We start from the raw sequence: 22,149 nt of genomic DNA, 5'->3' as shown, positions 1-22,149 counted from the left end.
TAGTTAAGCCCTAGTCCGGAGATCGTTGATCAGTTTGGAAAGGTCGCCAGCGGTCTCGACGGACGCCAGGCGATCGAGCGGAATGGAGATGTCGAAGGTGTCTTCGAGCTCCATGATGATGTTCATGAGGGCCAGCGAATCCACGGCGAGGTCACGGCCAATATGCGACTCCGCACGAACCTCTACAGCCCGCCCCAGAACCTTGGTCGCCGCTACCCCGATCTCGCGCAAGCTGAGATCCGTCACCGTTTCCATTCTAAATCAAACCTCCGGGAGCCCCACCCGTGTCACTACTGTAACGGCGAGTCTGTCAGATTTCCGCCATATTTGAACTAGGCGACCAAATTTTTGGGTAGCCACCCCGCCGATCGGTACCATTCGACGGTGTGAGCGAACCCGTCAACAAGACCGAAGACGCTGGGTACTCCCTCCGCCATCGGAGCGCTAGATGGGGTCCAATCGGCGTGAAGCAACTCCCTGGCCTTCCCCGACCCAAAGACGGAAGGTGTCTTTGTCAGACGAGACCAAGCGTCCACAAGGGCTCCGGCGGTCAGAATGCCTGGGTCTGGAAGCCTTACCAGGCGCGGTTTCGCGCCCATCACAAGCCCCGCGCCGCGCATGATTTCCGTCCAAGTGTATCCGTCGCGCCGCACATCGGAGACCTCCACGAGACCCAAAACGGGTGTGCGACAGAACGCAACCAGCTTTGCGGCGGCGTCGTGGACGTGGATCATGGCGATCCGAGAGGCCGGTGAGAGCACCGGCAGGACCGGACTGCGAGCGGCCAACTGAAACAGTCCCAGCGTCTCGATGTCGCCGGGGCCGTAGATCGCGGGTGGCCGAAAAATCAGAGCGCTCGGGTCCACCGCGCGCACCGCCTCTTCGCCCGCACGCTTGCTGGCGGCGTAGTTCGAGAGCGACGGCTCACGCGCCGCGAGGCTCGACACCAGGATGAAGCGGGCGCCGGCGGCCTTGGCCGCCTCGGCGGCGGCGCGAGCGCCGTCCAGGTTCACCCGGTTGAAGCCTTCCAATGTCGTCGCCTTGATGAGGCCTGCGACATGGATGAAGACTTCGGCGTCAGCCGCTAGCCGGTGCAGCGCGCCGGGCGTTCCCAGGTCGCCCGTGACGACCTCGACCTCAATGTCACGCCAGAACGCATGCACCGGGTCTCGGCGCACCAAGACACGAGGCCGCCAGCCGTCCTGAGCGAGCGCGCGCACCAGATGGCGACCCAGGAACCCTGTCGCTCCGGTGACCGCGACGACCCCGCGCGTCTCAGTCGCCATAGGCCCCGGCCAGATAGGCCGCCTTGGCCTTCGAGCGGCTGAGCTTTCCCGACGAGGTCTGGGGCAGGGCGTGCGCCCCAACCAGCTTCACCTTGGTCTCGATCCCGTGGCGGGTGCGCAGAAGGGTCGCCACCGACTCGCGCAAAGCGGCGCGGCTCTCGGCGTCGCCCCCGCGGGCCTGGACCAAGACCACGACCTCGTCTTCCGGCTCCGCCGGGATCGCGAAGGCGCAAACGTCGCCGCTGCGCAGGCCATCGATCTCGTTATCCGCTGTCCATTCAAGGTCTTGCGGCCAGATGTTGCGACCATTGAGGATGATCAGATCCTTGGCGCGACCGGTGATGACGATCTCGCCCTCGATCTTGAAGCCGATGTCGCCGGTATCCAGCCACCCGTCGCCCGAAAGCACCCGGGCGGTTTCTTCCGGATTGGCGAAATAGGCGCTCATGACCGAGGGGCCCTTGGCGAAGATCCGGCCTACGCCACGTTCCGGCAGCACCTGGCCGTCGTCGCCGCGCACTTCGAGGAAGTGGTCGGGGAGGGCGGGGCCGCAGCGCGCAAAGTCGCGAGCGCGTTCGGAGCCTTCCGGCGCGTCGACCGCCAGGGCGTCGCGTTCCAGACGCTCGACGTCCAGCGTCTCGGCGCGGAGACCCTTGCCCAGCGGGGCCATCGAGAGGGCCAGGGTCGCCTCCGCCATGCCGTAGCTCGCGACGAACGCCTTATCCGAGAAGCCGGCGGGGGCGAAGGCTTCGACAAAGGCCTTCAGCGGGGGCATGCGGATCATATCGCCGCCTAGGCCTGCGCTACGCCAGTGCGACAGGCTGTAGTTGTCCAGCGACTGGCCTTGGACGCGACGGGCGCACAACTCGTAGCCGAAGGTCGGGGTGTAGGCGATCGTCGCCTTGTTGCGGCCGATGAGGTCGATCCACAGCAGCGGGCGACGGACGAAAGCGCCAGTCGGCAGCAAGTCGACCGACATCTGGCAGCTGAGCGGGCTCAGCAGGAAGCCGATCAGACCCATGTCGTGGTACAGCGGCAGCCACGAGATGGCGCGGTCCGACGCTTGGACTTGCAGGCCGTCGCGCGTAATCGCCACGCAGTTGGCCATCAGGGCCTTGTGGCGCACCAGAACCCCGGTCGGCGTGCGCGTGCTGCCCGACGAGAACTGTAGGTAGCAGGGGTCTTCCGGAGAGATGGTCGGCAAAGCCGCGCCGGCGTCCTCGGGCAGGTCGGCCAGCACGCCGGCGAACGAGAGACCGGCACGGGAGCCGATCTCGGCGACCCAGTCCTTGAGCCCTGCCGGACCGATCAGGATGTTGGCCTTCGCCGAGCGGGCCAGGTTCGAGATTTGCTCGATATAGGCTTCGCGACCGCCCAGCGGGGTGGGCAGCGCCATGGGCGCGGGCAGCAGGCCGGCGTACTGGCAGGCGAAGAAGGCCCGGACGAAGTCGCCGTCGGTCTCGGCCAGCAAGGCTACGCTATCGCCGACCTTTGCGCCGGTCGCCAGCAGCCGGCGCGCCAGAACGATCGCCTCGTCGCGCAGCTTGGCGTAGGGCAGGGCTTCGACCAGCTCGCCGCGCAGCGAATAAAGGTTGATCCCGGTTTCGCCCGTCGCGGCGAAATCGAGAGCCTGGGTGAGGGTCGGGAAGTCGGCGAACCGGACAGTGCGGTCAGACGCCGTGGGCGTGATCATAACTTGGGCCTTCATCGTCTTATGTCGTGCGCGGCGCGGCGTTTTCCTCGGCCGCGAGTCGGGCGAGCCTGCGGCGCGCCATGAAATACATGCCCGTGGCCATTGCCAAAGCGGACGCAACCAGAGCGGCGCCTGCGCCGGTCAAACCGAAGGTGTTGATCAGCGGAACCAGGGTCGCGAGATAGGCGAGGACAACGGCCAGGCGAACCATCATCGCCGCGCCCGCCGCGCGCATCGAGACAAGCATGGGCTCCAGCGGAAGGGTCATCACGCCGATCGCGGCCGCCGCCACCTGCCAGTTCATCACGCCCGCCGCGGCGCCGAAACCAGGACCCATCACGGTCTCGAGGATCCAGCGGCCCGATAGCAAACTGACCAGCAGCAGCACGCCGGCGGCGGCGCCGCCGATCAGGGCGATCTGCACCGCCAGCTTGGTCATGGCCTGCTGGCCGCCTGACGCCCGCATCTTGGCGAGCTCTGGATAGAGGGCGGGGACCATCAGCCGGGCAGGTTTGGCCATGCCGTCCGCGACCTGCTTGCCAATCCGCCAGAGCGCGGCCTGTGCGGGACCCAGCAGGGCGCCCACGGCCATGGTCAGGACATGAGTGAAGCCGACGTCCAGCGTCCCCGAAAAATTGGTCGCCATGGCGAAGCGCCAAACGCCAGGCATATCCTTGCTGGTCGGGCCGATCAGGGTGAAACCGCTCAACAGGCCCTTGCGGCGCAGGTCCCAGATCGCGATAGCCGCGATGTAGAAGAAGGCGGCGAATGTCCCGGCGGCCCAGGCCAGCAGGAAGTACTGGATCGGCGCCTGTGTCACCGCGCAGATCGCGCAGCCCACGAGCCGAACTAGCGAGCTTATGGCCTGCTCAGCGGCCAGGAACCGGAAGCGGTCGAACAAGCGCAGCAGGCCCACGCCCGTCGCTGAACTCATGACCCCGATAGACAACCCATAAAGCGCGCCATACCCGCTCATGCCCTCCGGCCAACCCAGTTGCCGCCAGAAAAGCCAAGCGCCCAGCATGCCGAGCAGCACCCCGAGCACGGCGCTGATCAGGTCCAGAAGCAGAGTGAAGCGAAGCACCTGCTGGAAACGGCGTTTGTCGTTCTCCAGCAGGGGAGCTGCGCCATAGGTGATCAGGGTCTGCCACGACTGGAAGTGCGCGACCTCGCCCAGGAACTGGGCGAAGGCGTTGATGACGACCAGGACGCCCATCAGCTCTTGGCCCAGGCTGCGGGCGGTCAAGGCGATATAGGCCAAGCCGATGATCGCGTTCACGAGCCGGCCGCTCAGCAACTGGCCGGCGTTGGCGAGGACTCTCTTCAGGGGGCTATGGGCTACCGCAGTCACGCGGATTGCTCCAACTTGTCGATGATCGCCCGCGCGGCCCGTTCCGAGGCGGGGATGTTCTGGATGTCGAAGGTCTCGGCGATACCCTGGACTTGCGCCTGACGATAATCGTCGTGGGTCGCGAAAGCCATGTCGATCGCGTCGCCAAGGCGATCCGCCGCGTCCAGAACCGGACCGTACAGCCAGTGATGGTAGCTTGGATCCCCACGCCAGTCAGCGCCGCTGGCGTTCAGAAAGAGGCAGGGCTTGGGGGTGCGGAGAAACTCGTAAACTTGGCTTGAGACGTCGCCCAGATAGAGGTCGGCCTGCTGGGTGTAGGTCATGTCCGCTGCAGCGGGGCCCCCGAGGTCGATGTGGATTCGCGGATGCTCGGCATAGGCCTTGAAAGCGGCGCGCTCGTCGCTGGAGGCGGTTTCGAACAGGCGGATATGCGGCGCGAAGATCAGATTGTAGCGATGATCCTGAGCGAACGTGTCCAAAACCGTCCGCCCCCAACGTGACCAAGAGCCAAGGTCCGGGTGGAAGTGGGGATTGTAGAGAACGATCGGACGTTGTTCGTCGAAGCGAGGAGCGACACGTGGAGGCAGCGCATCAACGAGGTCGAACTTGGGATAGCCGACCATGGCGCAGGACGCCGGCGTAACCCAGCCTTCTCGCAGCATGCGATCTCGCTGCTTGGGCCCTGCGGCCATGACCAGATCGAACAGTTTCAGGCGGGGTTCGAAGGGGCCTTCTCGATCCCCGGCGCCGTGCTGAGTGTAGACCAGCAGGGGATGGTGGACGCCAAGGCGGCGCAGAAGAGTCGTCGTCCTCTCCGGCGTGATCACCGCATCATACTTCGCCAGACGCCAAGCGTTGGCGATCAGCATGGGCGCTTTGGGCGGGGCGCCGCCGCCGCCCAGGCGTCGCAGCCAGGCGGGCGGGAGCAGCACCAGTTTAATGTCGGCGCCCCCGAGATCCGAAAGCAGACTGGAAACGTAGTCGAGCAGTTCGGGCGTGGTCGCCGCGATCTCCACCTTGATGTGAGACCACAGCCTGGCCATGGCGACGGCCACCGACAGGCTGTGCCAAACCTGGTGGTGCTGCGCGATGTAGAGGAAGCAGACGCGTTTGGCTTTGGCCACGTCAGCGCTGCGGCTCCAGCCGCGTCTTGACGCGGCCCTTCAGCACTACGCGGTCGCCCTTGTCGGTCACCGAGTAGGCGTTGGCCTGCGTGCTGCCTTTAGGTCCGGATCCCGCGATGCCCGCATCGCCACTGACCGCGCCGGTGCGCAGGTCGATCAGCGCCCGAGGCGCGTCGAACTCGTAGCCTTCCGCGCTGGTGATCTTCACCGCATCGGTCAGGAGGAGCGTGTTCTCGGCTTCCTGATAGAGGCCCGTCTTGGCTGTGGCCTGGCTCGAGTTTGGCTCGCCATAGCCGCGAACCAGCAGAGGCGTCGTCAGGCGGATGATATTCTGATCTTCAGAATCGCGCACAGCGCGGTCGGCCGTGATGAGGAAAGGGCGTCCATCCTTCAGAACGCCGGTGAAGCGAGGCTTGTCCAACACAAGAGGCGCTGCGGCGGCTTGGGTTTGCAGCTTGCTCGAGGCCAAGCTGCGCCAAGACGCCTGAGCGATCACGGCGACAGAGATGCTGATCGCGAAAAGAGCCAGCCCCAGACGCAGCCGCCGGACGGGCTTCCGGCGGCGGTTGCGGGCGCGTTCCGCAGCGGTTTGGGAAGGAGTGATGACGCCGGCGCCATCGGACTGGGTGAGCATTTGACGCCATGGATAATCCCCCGCCGCCGTTCGCCCAAGACCTTTGTTTTGTTAGGCTACCCACGTCGCCTCTCGAACGACGGCGACGATGAAGATTTCCGGCGGAGTTGTTTGGCGCAGCGAAGCGCGTGATCCTGACTTTCGGGCCGTGTAAGGATCCGCGTCATGTTTCCCAGACCTTCGCCGCACAAGGACTTTGGCGTTTTCCTACCCGTGGCAAACGGCGGCTGGATCGTGTCTTCGACGACCCCGACGCTCGACGGTCTCTACGCCCAGAACCGCGCCGCCGCAGTGCTGGCGGACGAGATCGGCATGGATTTCGTCATGTCGATGGGCAAGTTCCGCGGCTTTGGCGGAGAAACCGATCACTGGGGCATATCGCTCGAGTCGATCACCCTGATGGCGGCGATCGCCGAGGCCACCAAGCGCGTGCGGATCTGGGCGACCGTGCATCCGCTGCTTCAAAACCCCGCCGTGGCGGCCAAGATGATCGCGACGCTGGACCATATCAGCGGCGGACGAGCCGGCCTTAACATCGTCGCCGGCGCTTACAAGGCCGAGTTCGACCAGATGAGCGCCTGGGACGATTCGCTGTCTCACGACGATCGCTACGCCTTGGCCGAGGAGTGGACCACCCTTCTCAAGCGGCTTTGGACCGAAGACAGCGTCGACTTTGCCGGGCGCTACTTCACGATGAAGGACTGCCAGTCCAAGCCCAAGCCCTTGGCCAAGCCCCGGCCAGAGCTGATCTGCGCAGGGATGTCTGATCGCGGCTTCCAGTTTTCCGTGCGCGAGGCTGACGCCTGCTTCATCGGCGGGCGCACGCGCGAAGAGCATCGCGACGCGTCACGCCGCGCCAAGCGCATGGCGGAGACCCTGGGGCGGTCGGTTCGGACCTATGCCATGTGCACGGTCATCCACGGGACGAGCGACGCCGAAGCCCAGGTCTTGGTCACACGCTACGCGGAGGGGGCGGATATCGGCGCCATTCTCTCGATGTTGGCCAGTTGGGGCGTTCCGGCCGAACGGCTGCAGGCAACGGCCCTGCAGCAAGGGGCGTTCATGACCCAGACGGTGGTCGGCTCGCCGGCCTCCTGCCGCGAGCAGATCGAAGCCTTCGTCACGGAGTGCGATTTGGACGGGTTGATGCTGATCTTTCCAGACTACGTCGAAGGACTAGGCATGTTCGGCGCTGAGATTTTGCCGGGTCTCCGGGCGGTGTTTTCGTGAGCCTTCCGACCTGGATCGCGCCTGCGCGGACGGCGCTGGTGATTGTCGACATGCAGGTCGATTTCGCCGCGCCTGAAGGACTGTCCGCCCAATGGGGGATGGACCTGTCAGCCGTGCCCGATGCCCTGTCGGCCGCCGATCGTCTCGCCGCAGCCGCGCGGCGGGCCGGGGCGCCAGTCGTTTTCGTGGGTCTTTTTACGACCCCGGACACCGACTCTCAGGTCTGGTGCGAACGGGCGCTACGGCGCGGTCACGATCCTGCGGAAAGTCCGGCTCTGTGCCGTGCGGGTGCTCGCGGGAGCGAATTCTTCGGCCCCCGGCCTCAACCGGACGACCTGATTTTCCGCAAGACCCGCTACAGTCCGTTCTGGGACACTAACATCGCCGCTCGACTGCGAGCGATGGGTGTCGACACCTTGGTCGTCGCCGGCCTGACCACCGAGTGCTGCGTCGACAGTACGGCCCGCGACGCGTTCAACCACGACTTCCACGTGTTCATCGCCGTCGACGCTTGCGCCGCCTACGAGCCGGAGCTGCATGCGGCGGCCCTACGAATGCTGGAGCTCAACACCGCCATTCTGACCGACACTGAGAGCGTCAGCGCCGCATGGGTTCCGGCGCCCTAACGCCCGTCTTGAGCACCGCTCGTCCGTTGCATCGCCGCCCGCAGGTCTTCTTCCAGCATCCAGAGTCGATCCTGGCCCCAGTGCGCCGCGCAGCCAGTGACGCGGAAGGTGGGGGCGCCCCACAGGCCCGCGTCCAGCAGCGCCGCGCGATTGAGCTCTGCGCGCTGACGCCAGCTGTCGTCAGCCAAAGCGGCGGTGGTTTGGGCGTCGGTCAGCCCCGCCCGCCGCGCCACTGAAAACAGACCCTGATCTTCGGAGAGCGCGATCCCGTCGGCGAAAGCGGCCTTCAGCGCCAGCTCGGCGAAGGTCTCTCCCAAGCCCAGCCCGATGGCGTGATGGACAACGGCCAAGGCGCGCTCGGCCCCAGCGCCCACAGGGTCGACAATGCGGCCAAACGGCAGGCCCACCCGCTCGGCCTCCCGCTTGCAGTCCAGCGTGATGTAGATCGTCTTGATCCTTGGAACCGCCAGGCCCCGCATGACCATCGGCAAGATGGGCCGCAGTTCCAGATTAGCCCCATAGGCCTGCGCCAGTCGCCGGATACGCGGCATGAACAGCCAAGAGTAGGGGCTGCGGAATGAGAACCAGGCCTCGATGGTTGGGGCTGCGCCGCTTGGCGTGTAGGCTAAGGACGGCTCCAAGGCCGGCGCGAGCAGCGGCGAACCCGCTTCGCGATCCAGGTCCCGCGCGGCGAGGCGCGCCTCCAGATGGCCCAGGCGATCGACGCCCCAGAACCACTCGCCCTCAAAGTGGAACATGCCGCCCAGGTAGTGTCCAAGCTTGGCGCGCCGCGCTTTGCCGCATTGGAGCATGTCTTCGGTGTGATGAGGCTCCTGGCTGCCGGCCCAGGCGGACATGCCCGCTAGGCTCTTGAGGTCGCCCGCCCAAAGCGCCGCGCCTGCCGGATAGGCGACATCCTCGAAGCGCCCCCGCTCCAGAGCGTCGGCGAGCACCGACTCTAGGCGCCGAACCGCGTCGATTGGCGGTAGGGCCGTCTCGGCGGGAAAGCCAAGCCCGCGGGCCCGCGCCACGCGAGCGGCGTCGCGTAGTCCATAGGCGCGAAGCCTCTCCCGATCTGGCGCGGCGGAGTCCTCTGGTGGCGGGACGAGGAAAACCATGATCTCGGCGCCGTAGCGGGCGCGCAAACGAGGCAGCATCTGAACCGCCAAGTGAGAATAGGGGTCGTCCGCCTGGTGGAAGTAGCGGATGGTCGGCCGCTCGCCACGCAGGCGCGCCGACAACGCCGCGCCGTCTCTCGCCAGTTGGCGGCGTGTCGGGCTAGTCAGGGCGGTGGTCACGCTTCGCATGATCGAGGTGCGCAGGGACACGGGCGCGGTCTCCATGAGGATCGTTGAATGACATCTAGCGGCACGATGAATGTCAATATATGCTTCGCCAACGATAAGAGAGGGAGGCGCGCATGAAGGCTTTGAAGCCACTTGTCGCGGGTGTCGCCGTACTGGCGGTCGCGGGCGCGACGGCCTGGCATTTCCGCTTTGACCTGATCGTCATGCTGGCGAAGGCTCGGCAGCCGAAGATCGAAGCCAATATGCCGGTGACCTGGGCCAAAGGCCCCGAGACGCCGCCGGCCAACGGTCAGCGGCCGCCCAATGTCGTGTTCATTCTCGCTGACGACCTTGGCTACAACGACATCACCCTCAATGGCGGCGGCGTCGCGGGGGGCACGGTGCCTACGCCCGCGATCGACTCGATCGCCAAGGAGGGCGTGACCTTCGCCAATGGCTACAGCGGCAATGCGACCTGCGCCCCGTCACGCGCGGCGATCATGACCGGCCGCTACGCCACGCGCTTTGGCTTTGAGTTCACCCCGACGCCCGTGGCGTTCTCCCGCGTCGTCGGCGGCCACGCCGGCGACCCGTTGCATCCCTCGCGCTTCAACAAGGCCGAGGTCAAGAACATGCCTGAGGATGAGAACGTCCTGGCCGTCCCCGCCACAGAGGTGACGATCGCCGAGGCGCTGAAGACCAAAGGCTATCATACGATCCATCTGGGCAAATGGCACCTGGGCGGGGTCAAGGGCTCGCGTCCCGAAGACCAAGGCTTTGACGAGAGCCTCGGATTCATGGCTGGCGCGTCGCTATTCGCGCCTGTCGGCGATCCTGACGTGGTGGAGTCGCGCCAGGATTGGGATCCGATCGATAAGTTCCTATGGGGCGCGGCGCCGTTTGCGGTGCAGTTCAACGGCGGCAAGCTGTTCAACCCCAGCCACTACATGACCGACTATCTGACGGATGAAGCGATCAAGGCGATCGACGCCAACAAGAACCGGCCATTCTTCATGTATCTGGCCTACAACGCGGTCCATACGCCGCTGCAGGCTCCCAAGGCCGACTATGACGCGCTGGCGCACATCAAAGATCATCGGATGCGCGTCTACGCCGCCATGGTCCGCAATCTCGACCGTAATGTCGGCAAGGTGCTGCAGGCCCTGAAGGACCGGGGTCTCGACGACAACACCCTGGTGATCTTCACCTCCGACAACGGTGGCGCGAACTATGTCGGCCTGCCGGACCTCAACAAGCCCTATCGTGGCTGGAAGGCGACGTTCTTTGAGGGCGGCATCAAGGTGCCGTTCCTGCTGCGCTGGCCCGAGCAACTCCCGGCCGGCGCGGTTTATCGTAGCCCGGTGGGCCATGTGGATATCTTCGCCACGGCGGCCGGCGCCGCCGGCGCGCAGACGCCGAAGGACCGCGTGCTGGACGGTGTCGATCTCGTGCCCTTCATCAAGGGGCAAGCCTCGGGCGATCCGCACAAGGCGATCTTCTGGCGCTCGGGTCGCTACAAGACGGTGCTGGCCGGCGGCTGGAAGCTGCAGGTGGCGCAGGAGCCGAACAAGACCTGGCTCTTCGACCTCTCCACCGATCCGACCGAGCGCAAGGAGCTGTCCAAGGCGCGGCCGGAAAAGCTTCGCGAGATGCAGGCGATCCTGGCGCAGCTCGACGGACAGATGGTGAAACCGGCTTGGCCGTCGCTGGTCTCGGGCGCCTTCTATATCGACCATCCGGGCGGCCAGAAGGCCAAGCCCAGCGACGAGTACATCTATTGGGAAAACTGACGGCGCTTCCCGTCCTCGTGGTCCTGGCGTTGGCCGGTTGCGGCCGGCCAACGCCCAAGGCTTGCCTGGCGGATCTGCCGGTTCCTGATCCGCAGAATCGCACGGCGGGCATGGTCCGACTGGCGGGCGGGGACTTCCAGATGGGCGCAGCGCCGCTGCGCCCCGAGGAAGGGCCGCCCCAGACGGTCAAGGTCGCGCCGTTCTGGATCGATCAGACAGAGGTCACCAACGCCGCCTTCGCGCGGTTCGTCGAGGCTACGGGCTATCGCACCGTGGCCGAGCGACCGCTCGACCCCGCGCGCTACGCCCACGTGCCGGCGGCGCAGCGGCGTCCGGCCTCGCTCGTCTTCGTGGGGGCGAAGGGGGCGAGGTCGGACGATCCTTCCCAATGGTGGCAGGTGATCCCCGGCGCCGACTGGCGTCATCCGGAGGGGCCCGGCTCCAATATCCGGGGCAAGGATGCCTGGCCGGTGGTCCACATCGCCTGGGAGGACGCCATGGCTTACGCCAAGTGGTTGGGCCGTGACCTGCCAACCGAGGCGGAATGGGAGTACGCCGCCCGCGGCGGGCTCATCGGCAAGCGCTATACTTGGGGCGACGAGGCGCAGGATCCGGCCAAGCCGCGCGCCAACACCTGGCAGGGGGCGTTCCCGGCCCAAGACCTTGGGAACGACGGCTTCAAAGCCAAGCCTGCGCCGGTGGGTTGCTTCCCGCCTAACGGCTATGGTCTGCGCGATATGGCCGGCAATGTCTGGGAGTGGACCCGCGACTGGTTCCGGCCGGGCCTTGACCCCGTCAGCGTGATCGAGACGGGCGGACCGCCCGAGGCTCGCGCGCTCGATCCGGAGGACCCGAACACGCCCAAGCACGTGGTCAAGGGCGGCTCGTTCCTGTGCGCCGACGACTACTGCTTCCGCTATCGCCCCGCAGCGCGAACGCCGGGGCCGCCGGACAGCGGCGCGTCGCACGTGGGCTTTCGCACCGTGCTCCGCGCCGCGCGCTGAGCGTTCAGTTCACCGCGTCGGCCATTTCCGGTTTCCAGAGACGCTCATCATCTTGAACTGCCAGCGACTCGAACCCTGGCGCGGGGCGTGTGCGGATATTGAGCTGGCCCGCCAGACCCGCCTTCCGGTGGTGCTCGATGGCATGCATCTCCGGCGACAGGGCCATGGCCTGGAAGGCGGCGAGAGAGGGGTACTCGGCCAGCGCGACCGCGTCCCACATTTCTTCGACTTCGCCGAGTAGCAAACCCGTGACCGCGCCGCTGTAGCGGATGCGCCCGCCGAGGGCTTCGACTAGGCCGGAAACGACAGCGCCGTAGCGGGCATAGGCCTCGCGCCCCGACAGCTCGGGCTCCGAGCCGTCGGCGTATTCAGCCTTTTCCTTGAACTTCAGCAGGTTGACCATGACGAACGGACCATCGTCCGAGGCGCCGAAGAACTCTTGGAACTGTTCGGGGCTGGGGAAGACGGTGTTGACGACCTTCATCGAAACGCTCCGGATTAGGATTGGGGCAAGCTGGCGACGAGACCGTCCAGAAGGGCGGCGATCTCGACCGGGCTGTCTTCCTGCACGAAGTGGCCGCCCTTCAGTGTGGTGTGCGCTACGCCCTTGGTTCCGGGAACCCGGGCCAGGAACATCGCCTCGCCGCCGCGGGTGATCGGGTCGGCGTCGCTGAACGCTGTGACGAAGGGCTTTTCGAACGTCTCCAGCACGGCCCAGGCGGCCTTGTTCTCCTCGACTGAGGCGTGCTCGGGCGTGATCGGCACCAGCGCCGGGAAGATCCGTGCGCCTTCCTTGTAGCTCTCGTCCGGGAACGGCGCGTCGTAGGCTGCGCGCTCGGCCTCGGAGAGGTCGCGGGCCGTGCCCCCGTTCAGGATGAAGCCCACCGGAAGCTCCGGTGTGTTCTGGCTGAAGTTGAGCCAGGCTTCGAAACCCTCGCTCTTGCCGGCGCCGATCGGCAGGCCGGTGTTGGAGACGACCACGGCCGAGAAGCGCTCCGGGAACGCAGCCACCAGGCGAAGGCCGATCAGGCCGCCCCAGTCCTGGCAGAAGAGAACGATGTCCTTGAGGTCGTTCTTTTCCAGCCACGCGCTCATCCAGGACACGTGCCGCTCATAGGTGTAGTCGGTGCGCTTGGCGGGCTTGTCTGAGCGACCAAAGCCGACGAGGTCCGGGGCGACGGCGCGACGCCCCTTGGCGGTCAGTTCGGCGATCACCTTTCGGTAGAGGTAGGCCCACGACGGCTCCCCGTGCATCAGCAGGATCGGCTGCTGGTCCTCGGGCCCTTCATCCACATGATGGATGCGCAGCGCCGTGCCATCGGCGTCGGTCACCTCGGTGTAGCGAGGGGCGTAGGGCCAGTCGGCAAGACCCTCGAAACGAGCGTCCGACGTTCGCAACACATCCATGAGACTTCTCCGACCCTTGAGATTTGTATTGACACTATGCGTGCCATTATGTCGGCTATAGGTCAAGAACGAGATGGAGAGGGCGGATGCGCAAGGTCTGGATCGGGTTGGGAGTCGCTGCGGGTGTGATCGCGGTTGGCCTGGGAACCGCTTGGCTGATGCGCGAGCGCCTGGCGCAGGCCGCGATGCGCAAGGTCTATGAGCAGGTCCTCGCTGTAGACACGATGAAGGACCTGCCTGATGGTCTGCACGTGGGTCTCTGCGGCGCAGGATCGCCGATGGCCGATCCGCTGCGGTCAGGACCGTGTGTGGCGGTGGTCGCGGGTAAGGACCTGTTCGTCGTCGACTCCGGGTCGGGCTCGACCCGCAATCTGCTGCTGATGAACATGCCGCCGCCGCGGATCAGCGCGGTGTTCATCACCCACTATCATTCCGACCACATCGCCGATCTGGGCGAGCTGATGCTGCAACGGTGGGCGAGCGGCGCGTCCAAGACGCCGATGCCGGTCTATGGCCCGCAAGGCCTGGAGCAGGTCGTTCAAGGCTTCGAGCAGGCGTACACGCTGGATCGCGGCTATCGCATCGCCCACCACGGCGAGGCCGTCGCGCCGCCGTCAGGCTTTGGCGGCGATCCGCGCGCTTTCGTGGCGGATCCGGCGGCGCCTGACGTACTGGTGCTGGAAAAGCCTAGTCTGAAGGTTTGGGCCTTCCCGGTGGCGCACCATCCAGTCAAAGGCGCGGTCGGCTATCGCTTCGAATACAAGGGCCGCAGCGTCGTGATCAGCGGCGATACCGGGCCGTCGGAGCGCCTGGTGAAAGCTTCCAAGGGCGTCGACCTTCTCCTGCACGAAGGGTTGGCCCCGAACCTTGTCGCGGTCCAGAAGGACGTCGCGGAAAAGCTCGGGCGCGACAACTACGCCCACATCTTCCACGACATTCTCGACTACCACACCGCTCCAGAAGTGGCGGCCGGCGAGGCCAAGACGGCTGGCGTCGGGGCGCTGATGTTCTATCACATCATTCCGCCGCTTCCCGTGCGCGCGCTGGACGGCGCCTTCCTGGGTCGGTCGCGCGAGATCTTTGACGGGCCGATCAAGGTCGGCCGCGACGGCGACTTCGCTTCGCTGCCGGTGGGGTCCAAGGAGATCAAGTGGTCCAACCGCTTAATCGCCCTCTAGATTGGACTTGGCCCCGCGATACTCGCGGGGCTAAGCAGGGCGGAACACTGGGAGGGTCCCGTTCGTGAGTTCCGCGCCGCGCTATCTTCAAGCGGGGGCCGATGTCGAGCCCGAAGCCCCCGCCGCGGATGGTCGCCGCCGGCGGTCTCAAGACAGCCGCGCCCGTATCGTCCAGGCCATGCTCGATCTCGTGCGGGAAGGGGACATCTCGCCCTCGGCCGAACTGGTGGCCACCCGCGCCGATGTTGGGCTGCGGACGGTGTTCCGCCACTTCAAGGACCTCGAAAGCCTCTATCTCGAAATGTCGGCGGTGATCGAAGCCGAGCTGATGTCGCTGGTCAACACGCCGTTCAAGGGCGCGACCTGGCGCGACCGGGTGCTGGAACTGGTTGAACGCCGAGGCTGGGCCTATGAGCGGATCGGACCCTTCAAGCGCGCCTCCGAGGTTTTGCGCCATAGCTCCGCGACGCTGGTGGCGGACAACACCAAGATGGTCGAGGTCTCGCGCGAAATCCTCCGTCGCCAGTTGCCGCTCGAGATCGCCAAGGACCGCATTCGCTTCGAAGGCATCGACATGCTGCTGAGTTTCGACGCCTGGAACCGTCTTCGCCGAGACCAGGAGCTTTCGCCCAAGCGCGCGACGGAGGTTCTGCAGGCGATGATCAGCGGGCTTCTGGAGGGGGTGTCCGAGGGCTGAGGCCGTCGGATAGCGCGGGTTGCTGCCGCGCCCTGTCAGCAGTCGCGCCCCTGGCGCCTTCTAGGCGCGCGCCGGAACACTGAAGGTCGCGAGACGTTGTCGTCGCTGGGCGTCGGCGATGTTGGCTGGCCCTTCAGGAGCGCCCATGACCCCCGACGACGTACCCATGGCCGGCTTCGCGCGCGCCGTTGAGACCCTGGTGGACCGCTATTTCTTGGTGCGGCGTCGTACCGAGAGCCTGGCCGCGCCGCTATCGCCGGAAGACCAGAGCGCTCAGTCGATGCCCGACGCCAGCCCGACGAAGTGGCATCGCGCGCACACCACCTGGTTCTTCGAGACGTTTCTGCTGACGCCCTTCATGCCAAGCTACGAGGTCTTCGATCCCGCCTTTGGCTATCTGTTCAATTCTTACTATGAAGCCGTGGGCCCCCGGCAGCCACGCCCTCAACGTGGATTGCTCACCCGGCCCACGGCGGCCGAGATCGGCGCCTATCGCGCCTATGTCGACGCGGCGATGGCGCGGCTGCTGGCGAGTGCGCCATCGCCCGAGGTGATCGAGCGCGTCAAGCTTGGCCTGGCGCATGAAGAGCAGCATCAGGAGCTGATCCTGATGGATATCCTGCACCTTTTCGCCCAATCGCCGCTTTCCCCCGCCTACCTGCCTTCCGCGCCCAAGCACTATGCCGATCCGGGCCTGCAGACTTTTCAACGCTTCGCGGGCGGTCTTGTCGAGATTGGGGCGAACGAGGCCGGTTTCGCCTTCGACAACGAGCGGCCTCGCCATAAGGCGTATGTCGCGCCGTTCAGGCTGGCCGATCGTCTCGTCACCAACGGCGAATGGCTGACCTTCATCGCGGAGGGCGGGTACAGCCGCGTCGAACTGTGGCTATCGGACGGTTGGGCGATGGCGCAAGCCGGAGGTTGGGAAGCCCCTGGATATTGGCGGCGCGAACAGGACGGTTGGAGCACGATGACGCTGCAGGGACGGCGGCCCGTCGATCCGCACGCGCCGGTCCTCCACGTCAGCTACTATGAGGCCGCCGCCTTCGCCGCCTGGTGCGGGCGTCGCCTTCCCACCGAGTTCGAATGGGAGGTGGCCGCCGCCGCCGGCAGCGAGGGCCCGCTGCGCCAGGTCTTTGGCGAGGCCTGGCAATGGACTTCCAGCGCCTACGCGCCATACCCCGGCTTCCGGCCAGGACCAGGCGCGCTGGGCGAGTACAACGGCAAGTTCATGGTCAATCAGATGATCTTGCGCGGCGGCTGCTCGGCCACGCCGCCTGGCCATTCACGGGCGACCTACCGCAACTTCTTCCCGCCCGGCAGCCGATGGATGTTTGCGGGCGTGCGCCTCGCCGACGATGAGCGCCCGTCAGCGGCGACTGCGGACACCAGCTTCCTTGATGAAGTCGTCGCGGGCCTTTCGGTCGCGCCGAAGTCTCTGCCCGCCAAGTACTTCTACGACGCCGAAGGCTCACGCCTGTTCGAGGCGATCTGTGAGCTTCCGGAGTATTATCTGACCAGAACCGAGACCGCCCTGCTGTCGCGGATCGCGCCGCAGCTGGCGGCGCGGATCCCTGACGGCGCGGCGCTGGTCGAGTTCGGCAGCGGCGCCAGCACCAAGACCCGCATCCTTCTGGACGCCGCGCCGCAGGTGGCGGTCTATGCGCCGATCGACATCAGCCCCTGCGCCCTGGACGCAGCGGCCGCCAGCTTGCGTGACGCCTATCCCGAGCTCGTCATCGCGCCGCTGGTCGATGACTTCACGCGGGCCATCGATTTGCCTGACGGTGCGAAGGGCCGGGTCCCGGTGGGCTTCTTCCCCGGATCGACGATCGGCAACTTCCCGCCGGCTGAGGCTGAGGCGCTTCTACGTCGCGCGCGGACGCTTTTGGGCGAGCGGGCGATGTTCATCGTCGGCGCTGACGTCGCCAAGAGTCCCGACGTTCTCGTGCCAGCCTATGATGACGCGCAGGGCGTGACGGCGGCCTTCAATCGCAACATCCTCACCCACATTAATCGGGCGCTCGGAGGAACCTTCGATCCCCAGGCCTTCGAGCATCGGGCGGTCTGGAACGCCGAGGAGAGCCGGATCGAGATGCATTTGGAAAGTCGGTGGGACCAGATGGTCACGATCGGCGGCCACAGCTTCCGGTTCACGGCCGGCGAGACCATCCACACCGAGAATTCCTACAAGTATCGGCCTGAGGTGTTCGAAGCGATCGCCGTGCGGGCGGGGTGGATCGTGGCTGAGCGCTGGATCAACCAGGACCCGACCTTCGCCATCTATGTTCTCATCGCGTAGCGCGCACACGAAAACGCGCCGGCTCTCACGTGAGAGCCGGCGCGTCTGGTCTTTGGCGCTGATTAGAGCGAGCGGTCGTCGGCGCGGCCGCCGCGAGAGGAGGATCCACCCTTGCGACCGGCGTTGGCGGCGAGATCTCGATCCTTCGCGAAACTGCGTTTTTCGCTGGGCACGCTAGCGCCGCCCTTTCTGGCGATCTCGCGTCGGCGCTCCGGATCCATGGCGGCGAAACCGCGACGGCCGCGGGGACGTTCGCTATCGGTGTCCATTTGAGGCTCCTAGTGGGGACTGGTCACAGGCGGTACGCGGGGGAAGCCACGCCATAGGGACGGTCGTCCCCGGGATCGACCGACGGCGAGGTCGGGGGCTCCTCGACGGGAACGACGCCGGGCTCGTACTCGGGCGGCTTGGGCTCGGTCGGGGGCGGGGCGTCGGGGTCGGTCACTGGCGTCGTTTCCTCTGCGTTCCAGTGAAGTAACCAGTGAAGCCGCGTTCGGTTCACCGCTTGGGCGGACTAATTGTTCTCTGTCGGTCTCTGGCGGACGAAGGATTTGTTCGGCCACGGCCTCTCAAGCGCAAGCAGATCGCCGGTCATCGCCGGTGAAACCATCAGCCGCGCGCACCGCCGCCCCGACTGTCGGCGCCTCGCATGCGATCAGGTCCCCGCCCGCCGTTCTGTCCAGGCCGCAAACCCTTCTGCGCCGCGGTCTTTGGCAATTCCGCCAGACGCAGCTGACCATCCCTGTCGGCGTCCAGCAGGGCGAAGCGGATCTTGGCCGCCCTTGTGGCCTCGTCGCGGGTGATCCGTCGGTCGAAGTCGCCGTCGGACGCCATCACGGGCTGCGGTTCAGCGATGAGACCGTAAAGCGCGGCGCCTTGCAGCACATTCGCGCTCTGTCGTCCCCTACGAGGGGCGTCGCCGCCCTTTTGTCCGCCCCCCATCGGGCCTCTGCGCAGCGCATATGGCGCTGGGCCGCCGAGGATCTCTGGCGCAATCCGGTTCTCATAGGCGGAGACCTCGAAGCCGTCGATCAGGCCGCTGCGATCCGCGTCGAGGATCGCGAAGAAGCGCAGGGCGTCGGCGACGAACTCCTCGCGACTGAGCGCGCCGTCGTGGTCGGTGTCGGCGCCGGAAAACCATGTCTCGACGGGGTAGGGCGCTTCAGGAGGCGCGCGGAAGGGCTCGCCCGCAGGGCTTATGAAAAGCTGCGGACCCTCCATGTCGCGCCTCTGGCCAGCTCCGTCCTTCGGGCCGAAGCGAGGTGGCGTGCCTCCGGGCGGAGCGCTGGCGCAGGCGGCGAGGATAGTGGCGAGTGCGGCCGTCAGGCCTAGCGAGCGAAGCATCTTGTGGGGGTCTCCAAGCGGTCGGTCTATGGAGACCACAAGCTTGGCCTTGAGATGAACTATCCCATGGGACGCCCGTCAGGCTCGAAACAATCGGGACCCGTTCCCGCCGCAATCAGGCCGGCAGTTTCACCGTGGCGGTCAACCCGCCGCCCCGACGGTTCGCCAAGGTCACGTCGCCGCCATGCGCCCGCGCCAGTGATCGCACGACCGCGAGCCCCAAGCCGATCCCGCCGGTCTCGCGATTGCGCGAGGGTTCACGGCGATAGAAGGGCTCAAAGACCCGTTCAAGCTCGGCAGGTGGCACGCCGGGCCCATCATCGTCGATCTCGATGATCGCCATGCCGTCCTCCGAGAAGACCCGCCCGCGCGCACGGCCGCCGTACTTCAGCGCGTTCTCCACCAGATTGGAGACCAAACGCTTCAGCGCTACCGGATCGCCTTCGATCACCGTCTTCTCGGCGCGTTCGACGGTGGTGTCGCCGCCCGTTTCCGCCGCTTCGTCCATCACGCTTTCCAGCAGTGAGGAGAGCTCCAACTTGGTGCGTTCGGCGGGGCGGTTCGTATCGCGCACAAAGCCGAGCGTCGCCGAGATCATCGCTTCCATCTGATCGATGTCGGCGGCAAGCTTCGGTCGGATGTCTTCCGGAACCGCCTCGATGCGGAACTTGAGGCGGGTCAGGGGCGTACGCAGGTCGTGCGCGATCGCGCCGACCATGGCGGTGCGGTCCTCGACGTAACGCCGCAGACGTTCCTGCATCATGTTGAAGGCGTTGGCGGCGGCCACGACTTCGCCCGAGCCAGTGATGCTCAGCGGCGGCGTGCGCGGGTCCTTGCCGAGCCGTTCCGCAGCGTCGGCGAAGGCGGTGATCGGTTGGGCGAGGCGCCTTGCGAACAACCATGCCAACGGCGTGACTGCGATCACCGACAGCAGCAGGATCAGCAGAATGCGTTGCTGCCAGCTGTCGAAGCGCAGGGTGGGTTTGGGTTCGACCACCAGCCAGTGGCCGTCGCTCTGGCGGACCCCAACCTTGAAATCGCCAAAGATCAGCGGTTCGTCCCGCGCCTGGGCCCCGCGAGCGTTGGCCGCGCCTGGAGCTGCGCCTTCCCGCGCAAAGGGTTCGCGTTGACCCGGTTGACCATTCGGGGCCGGCGGCGGCGCATCCGCGCGGGGAGGCGTCACCGGCGTCCGGCGAACGAAGAAGCGTGGGCCGTTGTCGATCTGCAGCTCGACGCGATTGGCCGGCACGCCCAGCGCCTTGCCGATCCCGGCCTTGAAGTCGGCCCGGCGCGGGGTGTCGGGGCTCCCCACACGGATCGAGCCTTCGCGTTTGACGACCAGAAGACGTCCATCGCGGGGCTGGACGGACTGCCCGGTCTTGAGCGCCCTGACGATCTCGCTGGAGCGATAGAATTCCGGCGGCGGCGGGGGCAGGGTGAAGATCACCGCGATCGAAATCAGCTGCGCCGCCACCAGGGTGACGATCAACAGTTCCAGCGCCTGCACGAACAGCGGCGCGCCGCGCCGGGACAAAATCATGGCGTGCGCACAACCTTGGCGGTGAACATGTAGCCTTCGCTGCGGATGGTGCGGATCAGTTCGCTGCCGCCGCCGTCGTCGAGCTTGCGGCGAAGACGGCTGATCTGGACGTCGATCGCGCGGTCATACGCGTCGCTGTCCCGGCCCCGCGCGAGGTCCAGGAGCTGGTCGCGGGTCAGGACGCGTTGGGGACGCTCCACAAAGGCGCGCAGCAGCGAAAACTCGCCGCTCGACAGGTTCACCACGACCGATTGCGGCGAGCGCAGCTCGCGACGGACCAAGTCTAGGCGCCAACCGGCGAACTCGCAGGCCGCACCCATCGCGTCATCGACAGCCCGGGGCTCTTGGCGACGGCGAAGCACGGCGCGGACGCGGGCCAGAAGCTCACGGGGATTGCAGGGTTTGGGCAGATAGTCGTCCGCCCCGAGCTCAAGACCGACGATCCGGTCGGTTTCTTCGCCCATCGCCGAAAGCATGATGATCGCCGGCCCGTCGGGTGTCGCCGAGAGGCGGCGGCAGATGGCCAGTCCATCCTCGCCGGGCAACATGACGTCGAGGACGATCAGGTCGATCGGCCCACGCGCCAGCACCTGTTCCATTGTCCGCGCGTCCTGAGCGCTTTCGACCATGTAGCCATGCTTGGCGAGGAAGTCGGAGACCACGTCACGAATGCCCGGATCATCATCAACGATAAGAATCCGAGACGCCGCACCGCGCGCCGTCTCGAATTCGCCCTGGATGGAGTTTTGGACGTTTTCCATGCCAATTCCCTGTCACGTCCCCGTCACGTTGTGATTTCACGGCTGAAACAGCCGCGCAACCCGGCCCGCGACCGGACGCCTCAGGCCTGTCAGCCTGGCGAGTTGTTCTTCGGGATCGAGAACCCCGCGCCCTGTGCCTTCATCGCCGCGACCACGCGATCGCCGACGAAGGGATTGCCGCGCCGCTCGGCGCCGAAGGTCGACATCGGGCCGTGACCCGGCACGAAGCGGACGTCTTCCCCCAGTGGCCAAAGCTTCTGAGTGATCGAGTCGATCAGGTCCTGGTGGTTGCCCATCGGAAAGTCCGTGCGGCCGATCGAGCCTTGGAACAGCACGTCGCCGACCTGCGCGAACTTTGTCTCACGGTGAAAGAAGACCACGTGTCCGGGCGTGTGGCCGGGACAGTGAAAGACCTCGAATTCCGTCTCGCCCAGAGTGACCTTGTCGCCGTCGTCCAGCCAGCGATCGGTGACGAAGATCCGGGCCTCAGGGATTCCATACATCTCGCCGCTTTCCTGGATGCGGTCGATCCAGAACTGGTCATCCTTGTGCGGGCCCTCGATCGGAACGCCCGTTCGAGCCTTCAATTCTGCGGCCCCGCCGGCGTGGTCCATGTGGCCATGAGTGATCCAGATCTTCTCCAGCGTCAGACCCTTGTCGGCGATCGCCTTGAGCAGGCGGTCGACCTCGCCGCCCGGATCGATGACGGCCGCCTTCATCGTCTTCGTGCACCAGACGATCGTGCAGTTCTGCTGCAGCGGGGTGACCGGGGCGATCACGGCGCCGATCGGCATGGTCTGGGTCATGTATACTCCTTGGCTGCCCGCAACATAGACGCAGGTCTCGCCCAAAAGAAGAAGGCCCGGGATCGCTCCCGGGCCTTCCGTTTTCCGTCG

General features: G+C 66.1%; 22 protein-coding genes. 7 read left to right on the top strand and 15 right to left on the bottom strand.

Features of this window, described 5'->3' with window-relative positions; translation table 11 throughout:
- Window positions 1-3: 3 nt before the first annotated feature.
- The 6 genes from ACT53N_RS03455 to lptC all read right to left on the bottom strand — a co-directional run bounded on the left by ACT53N_RS03455 (window position 4) and on the right by lptC (window position 6,088).
- Window positions 4-255: an acyl carrier protein gene (locus tag ACT53N_RS03455; RefSeq protein ID WP_096051738.1), complete on the bottom strand. Its 252-nt coding sequence runs from the start codon at window positions 253-255 to the stop codon at window positions 4-6.
- Window positions 256-332: 77 nt separating this feature from the next.
- Window positions 333-1,286 carry a ceramide reductase gene (gene cerR / locus ACT53N_RS03450; RefSeq protein WP_476062561.1) on the bottom strand — a complete coding sequence of 318 codons (954 nt, stop codon included), beginning with the start codon at window positions 1,284-1,286 and terminating at the stop codon, window positions 333-335.
- Window positions 1,276-2,994: a fatty acyl-AMP ligase gene (locus tag ACT53N_RS03445; protein ID WP_476062560.1), complete on the bottom strand. Its 1,719-nt coding sequence runs from the start codon at window positions 2,992-2,994 to the stop codon at window positions 1,276-1,278. Before ACT53N_RS03445 ends, cerR begins: the two co-directional genes overlap by 11 nt.
- A 4-nt stretch (window positions 2,995-2,998) precedes the next feature.
- On the bottom strand, window positions 2,999-4,330 hold the full coding sequence (locus ACT53N_RS03440; protein ID WP_476062559.1) for a lipopolysaccharide biosynthesis protein: 1,332 nt from the start codon (window positions 4,328-4,330) through the stop codon (window positions 2,999-3,001).
- Entirely contained in the window at window positions 4,327-5,454 is a 1,128-nt protein-coding gene (locus ACT53N_RS03435; protein ID WP_476062558.1) for a glycerophosphotransferase, read from the bottom strand. Before ACT53N_RS03435 ends, ACT53N_RS03440 begins: the two co-directional genes overlap by 4 nt.
- A gap of 1 nt (window position 5,455) precedes the next feature.
- A complete protein-coding gene (gene lptC, locus ACT53N_RS03430) occupies window positions 5,456-6,088 on the bottom strand; it encodes an LPS export ABC transporter periplasmic protein LptC (RefSeq protein ID WP_476062557.1) in 633 nt (210 codons plus the stop codon).
- Between the two features lie 165 nt (window positions 6,089-6,253).
- Between lptC and ACT53N_RS03425 the strand changes: the two genes are divergently transcribed.
- Together ACT53N_RS03425 and ACT53N_RS03420 are read left to right on the top strand one after the other, a co-directional pair.
- Complete coding sequence (locus tag ACT53N_RS03425; protein WP_476062556.1) at window positions 6,254-7,318, top strand: LLM class flavin-dependent oxidoreductase; 1,065 nt, start codon at window positions 6,254-6,256, stop codon at window positions 7,316-7,318.
- Complete coding sequence (locus tag ACT53N_RS03420) at window positions 7,315-7,944, top strand: cysteine hydrolase family protein (protein WP_476062555.1); 630 nt, start codon at window positions 7,315-7,317, stop codon at window positions 7,942-7,944. Before ACT53N_RS03425 ends, ACT53N_RS03420 begins: the two co-directional genes overlap by 4 nt.
- Here the strand turns inward: ACT53N_RS03420 and ACT53N_RS03415 are convergent.
- Window positions 7,941-9,293 carry a DsbA family protein gene (locus tag ACT53N_RS03415; RefSeq protein WP_476062674.1) on the bottom strand — a complete coding sequence of 451 codons (1,353 nt, stop codon included), beginning with the start codon at window positions 9,291-9,293 and terminating at the stop codon, window positions 7,941-7,943. The genes ACT53N_RS03420 and ACT53N_RS03415 overlap by 4 nt on opposite strands.
- A 71-nt stretch (window positions 9,294-9,364) precedes the next feature.
- Between ACT53N_RS03415 and ACT53N_RS03410 the strand changes: the two genes are divergently transcribed.
- Together ACT53N_RS03410 and ACT53N_RS03405 are read left to right on the top strand one after the other, a co-directional pair.
- Window positions 9,365-11,020: a sulfatase-like hydrolase/transferase gene (locus ACT53N_RS03410; RefSeq protein WP_476062554.1), complete on the top strand. Its 1,656-nt coding sequence runs from the start codon at window positions 9,365-9,367 to the stop codon at window positions 11,018-11,020.
- On the top strand, window positions 11,008-12,024 hold the full coding sequence (locus ACT53N_RS03405; RefSeq protein ID WP_476062553.1) for a formylglycine-generating enzyme family protein: 1,017 nt from the start codon (window positions 11,008-11,010) through the stop codon (window positions 12,022-12,024). The genes ACT53N_RS03410 and ACT53N_RS03405 overlap by 13 nt, the downstream gene beginning before the upstream one ends.
- Window positions 12,025-12,028: 4 nt before the next feature.
- On the opposite strand, the gene ACT53N_RS03400 is transcribed toward ACT53N_RS03405, so the two are convergent.
- On the bottom strand, window positions 12,029-12,508 hold the full coding sequence (locus ACT53N_RS03400) for a DUF1330 domain-containing protein (RefSeq protein ID WP_476062552.1): 480 nt from the start codon (window positions 12,506-12,508) through the stop codon (window positions 12,029-12,031).
- Between the two features lie 14 nt (window positions 12,509-12,522).
- Complete coding sequence (locus ACT53N_RS03395) at window positions 12,523-13,431, bottom strand: haloalkane dehalogenase (RefSeq protein ID WP_476062551.1); 909 nt, start codon at window positions 13,429-13,431, stop codon at window positions 12,523-12,525.
- A gap of 86 nt (window positions 13,432-13,517) precedes the next feature.
- Here ACT53N_RS03395 and ACT53N_RS03390 point away from each other — a divergent pair, with 86 nt between their 5' ends.
- The 3 genes from ACT53N_RS03390 (at window position 13,518) to egtB (ending at window position 17,608) form a co-directional block, all read left to right on the top strand.
- A complete protein-coding gene (locus ACT53N_RS03390; protein ID WP_476062550.1) occupies window positions 13,518-14,609 on the top strand; it encodes an MBL fold metallo-hydrolase in 1,092 nt (363 codons plus the stop codon).
- Window positions 14,610-14,673: 64 nt separating this feature from the next.
- Window positions 14,674-15,306 carry a TetR/AcrR family transcriptional regulator gene (locus ACT53N_RS03385; protein WP_476062549.1) on the top strand — a complete coding sequence of 211 codons (633 nt, stop codon included), beginning with the start codon at window positions 14,674-14,676 and terminating at the stop codon, window positions 15,304-15,306.
- Window positions 15,307-15,451: 145 nt separating this feature from the next.
- Complete coding sequence (gene egtB / locus ACT53N_RS03380) at window positions 15,452-17,608, top strand: ergothioneine biosynthesis protein EgtB (RefSeq protein WP_476062548.1); 2,157 nt, start codon at window positions 15,452-15,454, stop codon at window positions 17,606-17,608.
- Between the two features lie 62 nt (window positions 17,609-17,670).
- Here the strand turns inward: egtB and ACT53N_RS03375 are convergent, their stop codons facing one another.
- The 6 genes from ACT53N_RS03375 to ACT53N_RS03350 all read right to left on the bottom strand — a co-directional run bounded on the left by ACT53N_RS03375 (window position 17,671) and on the right by ACT53N_RS03350 (window position 22,059).
- Entirely contained in the window at window positions 17,671-17,877 is a 207-nt protein-coding gene (locus ACT53N_RS03375) for a con-10 family general stress protein (protein WP_476062547.1), read from the bottom strand.
- A 23-nt stretch (window positions 17,878-17,900) separates the two neighbouring features.
- Entirely contained in the window at window positions 17,901-18,053 is a 153-nt protein-coding gene (locus ACT53N_RS03370; protein WP_476062546.1) for a hypothetical protein, read from the bottom strand.
- 164 nt (window positions 18,054-18,217) lie between these two features.
- Window positions 18,218-18,952, bottom strand: coding sequence for an EF-hand domain-containing protein (locus tag ACT53N_RS03365; protein ID WP_476062545.1), 735 nt, complete (start codon window positions 18,950-18,952; stop codon window positions 18,218-18,220).
- Between the two features lie 115 nt (window positions 18,953-19,067).
- Window positions 19,068-20,492 carry an ATP-binding protein gene (locus ACT53N_RS03360; RefSeq protein ID WP_476062544.1) on the bottom strand — a complete coding sequence of 475 codons (1,425 nt, stop codon included), beginning with the start codon at window positions 20,490-20,492 and terminating at the stop codon, window positions 19,068-19,070.
- On the bottom strand, window positions 20,489-21,253 hold the full coding sequence (locus tag ACT53N_RS03355) for a response regulator (RefSeq protein ID WP_476062543.1): 765 nt from the start codon (window positions 21,251-21,253) through the stop codon (window positions 20,489-20,491). Before ACT53N_RS03355 ends, ACT53N_RS03360 begins: the two co-directional genes overlap by 4 nt.
- A gap of 89 nt (window positions 21,254-21,342) precedes the next feature.
- Window positions 21,343-22,059, bottom strand: coding sequence for an MBL fold metallo-hydrolase (locus ACT53N_RS03350; protein WP_476062542.1), 717 nt, complete (start codon window positions 22,057-22,059; stop codon window positions 21,343-21,345).
- Window positions 22,060-22,149: the final 90 nt, after the last annotated feature.

It is taken from the genome of Caulobacter sp. DMC95, assembly GCF_056313785.1.
Note: the sequence above shows the minus strand (reverse complement) of the source record. Positions and strands in the feature narration are given on the sequence as shown.

Coding starts and splice junctions, on each gene's coding strand:
- cerR (WP_476062561.1), bottom strand. CDS start 1,286: ATGGCGACTGAGACGCGCGGGGTCGTCGCGGTCACCGGAGCGACAGGG.
- lptC (WP_476062557.1), bottom strand. CDS start 6,088: ATGCTCACCCAGTCCGATGGCGCCGGCGTCATCACTCCTTCCCAAACC.
- ACT53N_RS03410 (WP_476062554.1), top strand. CDS start 9,365: ATGAAGGCTTTGAAGCCACTTGTCGCGGGTGTCGCCGTACTGGCGGTC.
- ACT53N_RS03390 (WP_476062550.1), top strand. CDS start 13,518: ATGCGCAAGGTCTGGATCGGGTTGGGAGTCGCTGCGGGTGTGATCGCG.
- ACT53N_RS03445 (WP_476062560.1), bottom strand. CDS start 2,994: ATGAAGGCCCAAGTTATGATCACGCCCACGGCGTCTGACCGCACTGTC.
- ACT53N_RS03400 (WP_476062552.1), bottom strand. CDS start 12,508: ATGAAGGTCGTCAACACCGTCTTCCCCAGCCCCGAACAGTTCCAAGAG.
- ACT53N_RS03455 (WP_096051738.1), bottom strand. CDS start 255: ATGGAAACGGTGACGGATCTCAGCTTGCGCGAGATCGGGGTAGCGGCG.
- ACT53N_RS03375 (WP_476062547.1), bottom strand. CDS start 17,877: ATGGACACCGATAGCGAACGTCCCCGCGGCCGTCGCGGTTTCGCCGCC.
- egtB (WP_476062548.1), top strand. CDS start 15,452: ATGACCCCCGACGACGTACCCATGGCCGGCTTCGCGCGCGCCGTTGAG.
- ACT53N_RS03365 (WP_476062545.1), bottom strand. CDS start 18,952: ATGCTTCGCTCGCTAGGCCTGACGGCCGCACTCGCCACTATCCTCGCC.
- ACT53N_RS03395 (WP_476062551.1), bottom strand. CDS start 13,431: ATGGATGTGTTGCGAACGTCGGACGCTCGTTTCGAGGGTCTTGCCGAC.
- ACT53N_RS03425 (WP_476062556.1), top strand. CDS start 6,254: ATGTTTCCCAGACCTTCGCCGCACAAGGACTTTGGCGTTTTCCTACCC.
- ACT53N_RS03355 (WP_476062543.1), bottom strand. CDS start 21,253: ATGGAAAACGTCCAAAACTCCATCCAGGGCGAATTCGAGACGGCGCGC.
- ACT53N_RS03350 (WP_476062542.1), bottom strand. CDS start 22,059: ATGACCCAGACCATGCCGATCGGCGCCGTGATCGCCCCGGTCACCCCG.
- ACT53N_RS03360 (WP_476062544.1), bottom strand. CDS start 20,492: ATGATTTTGTCCCGGCGCGGCGCGCCGCTGTTCGTGCAGGCGCTGGAA.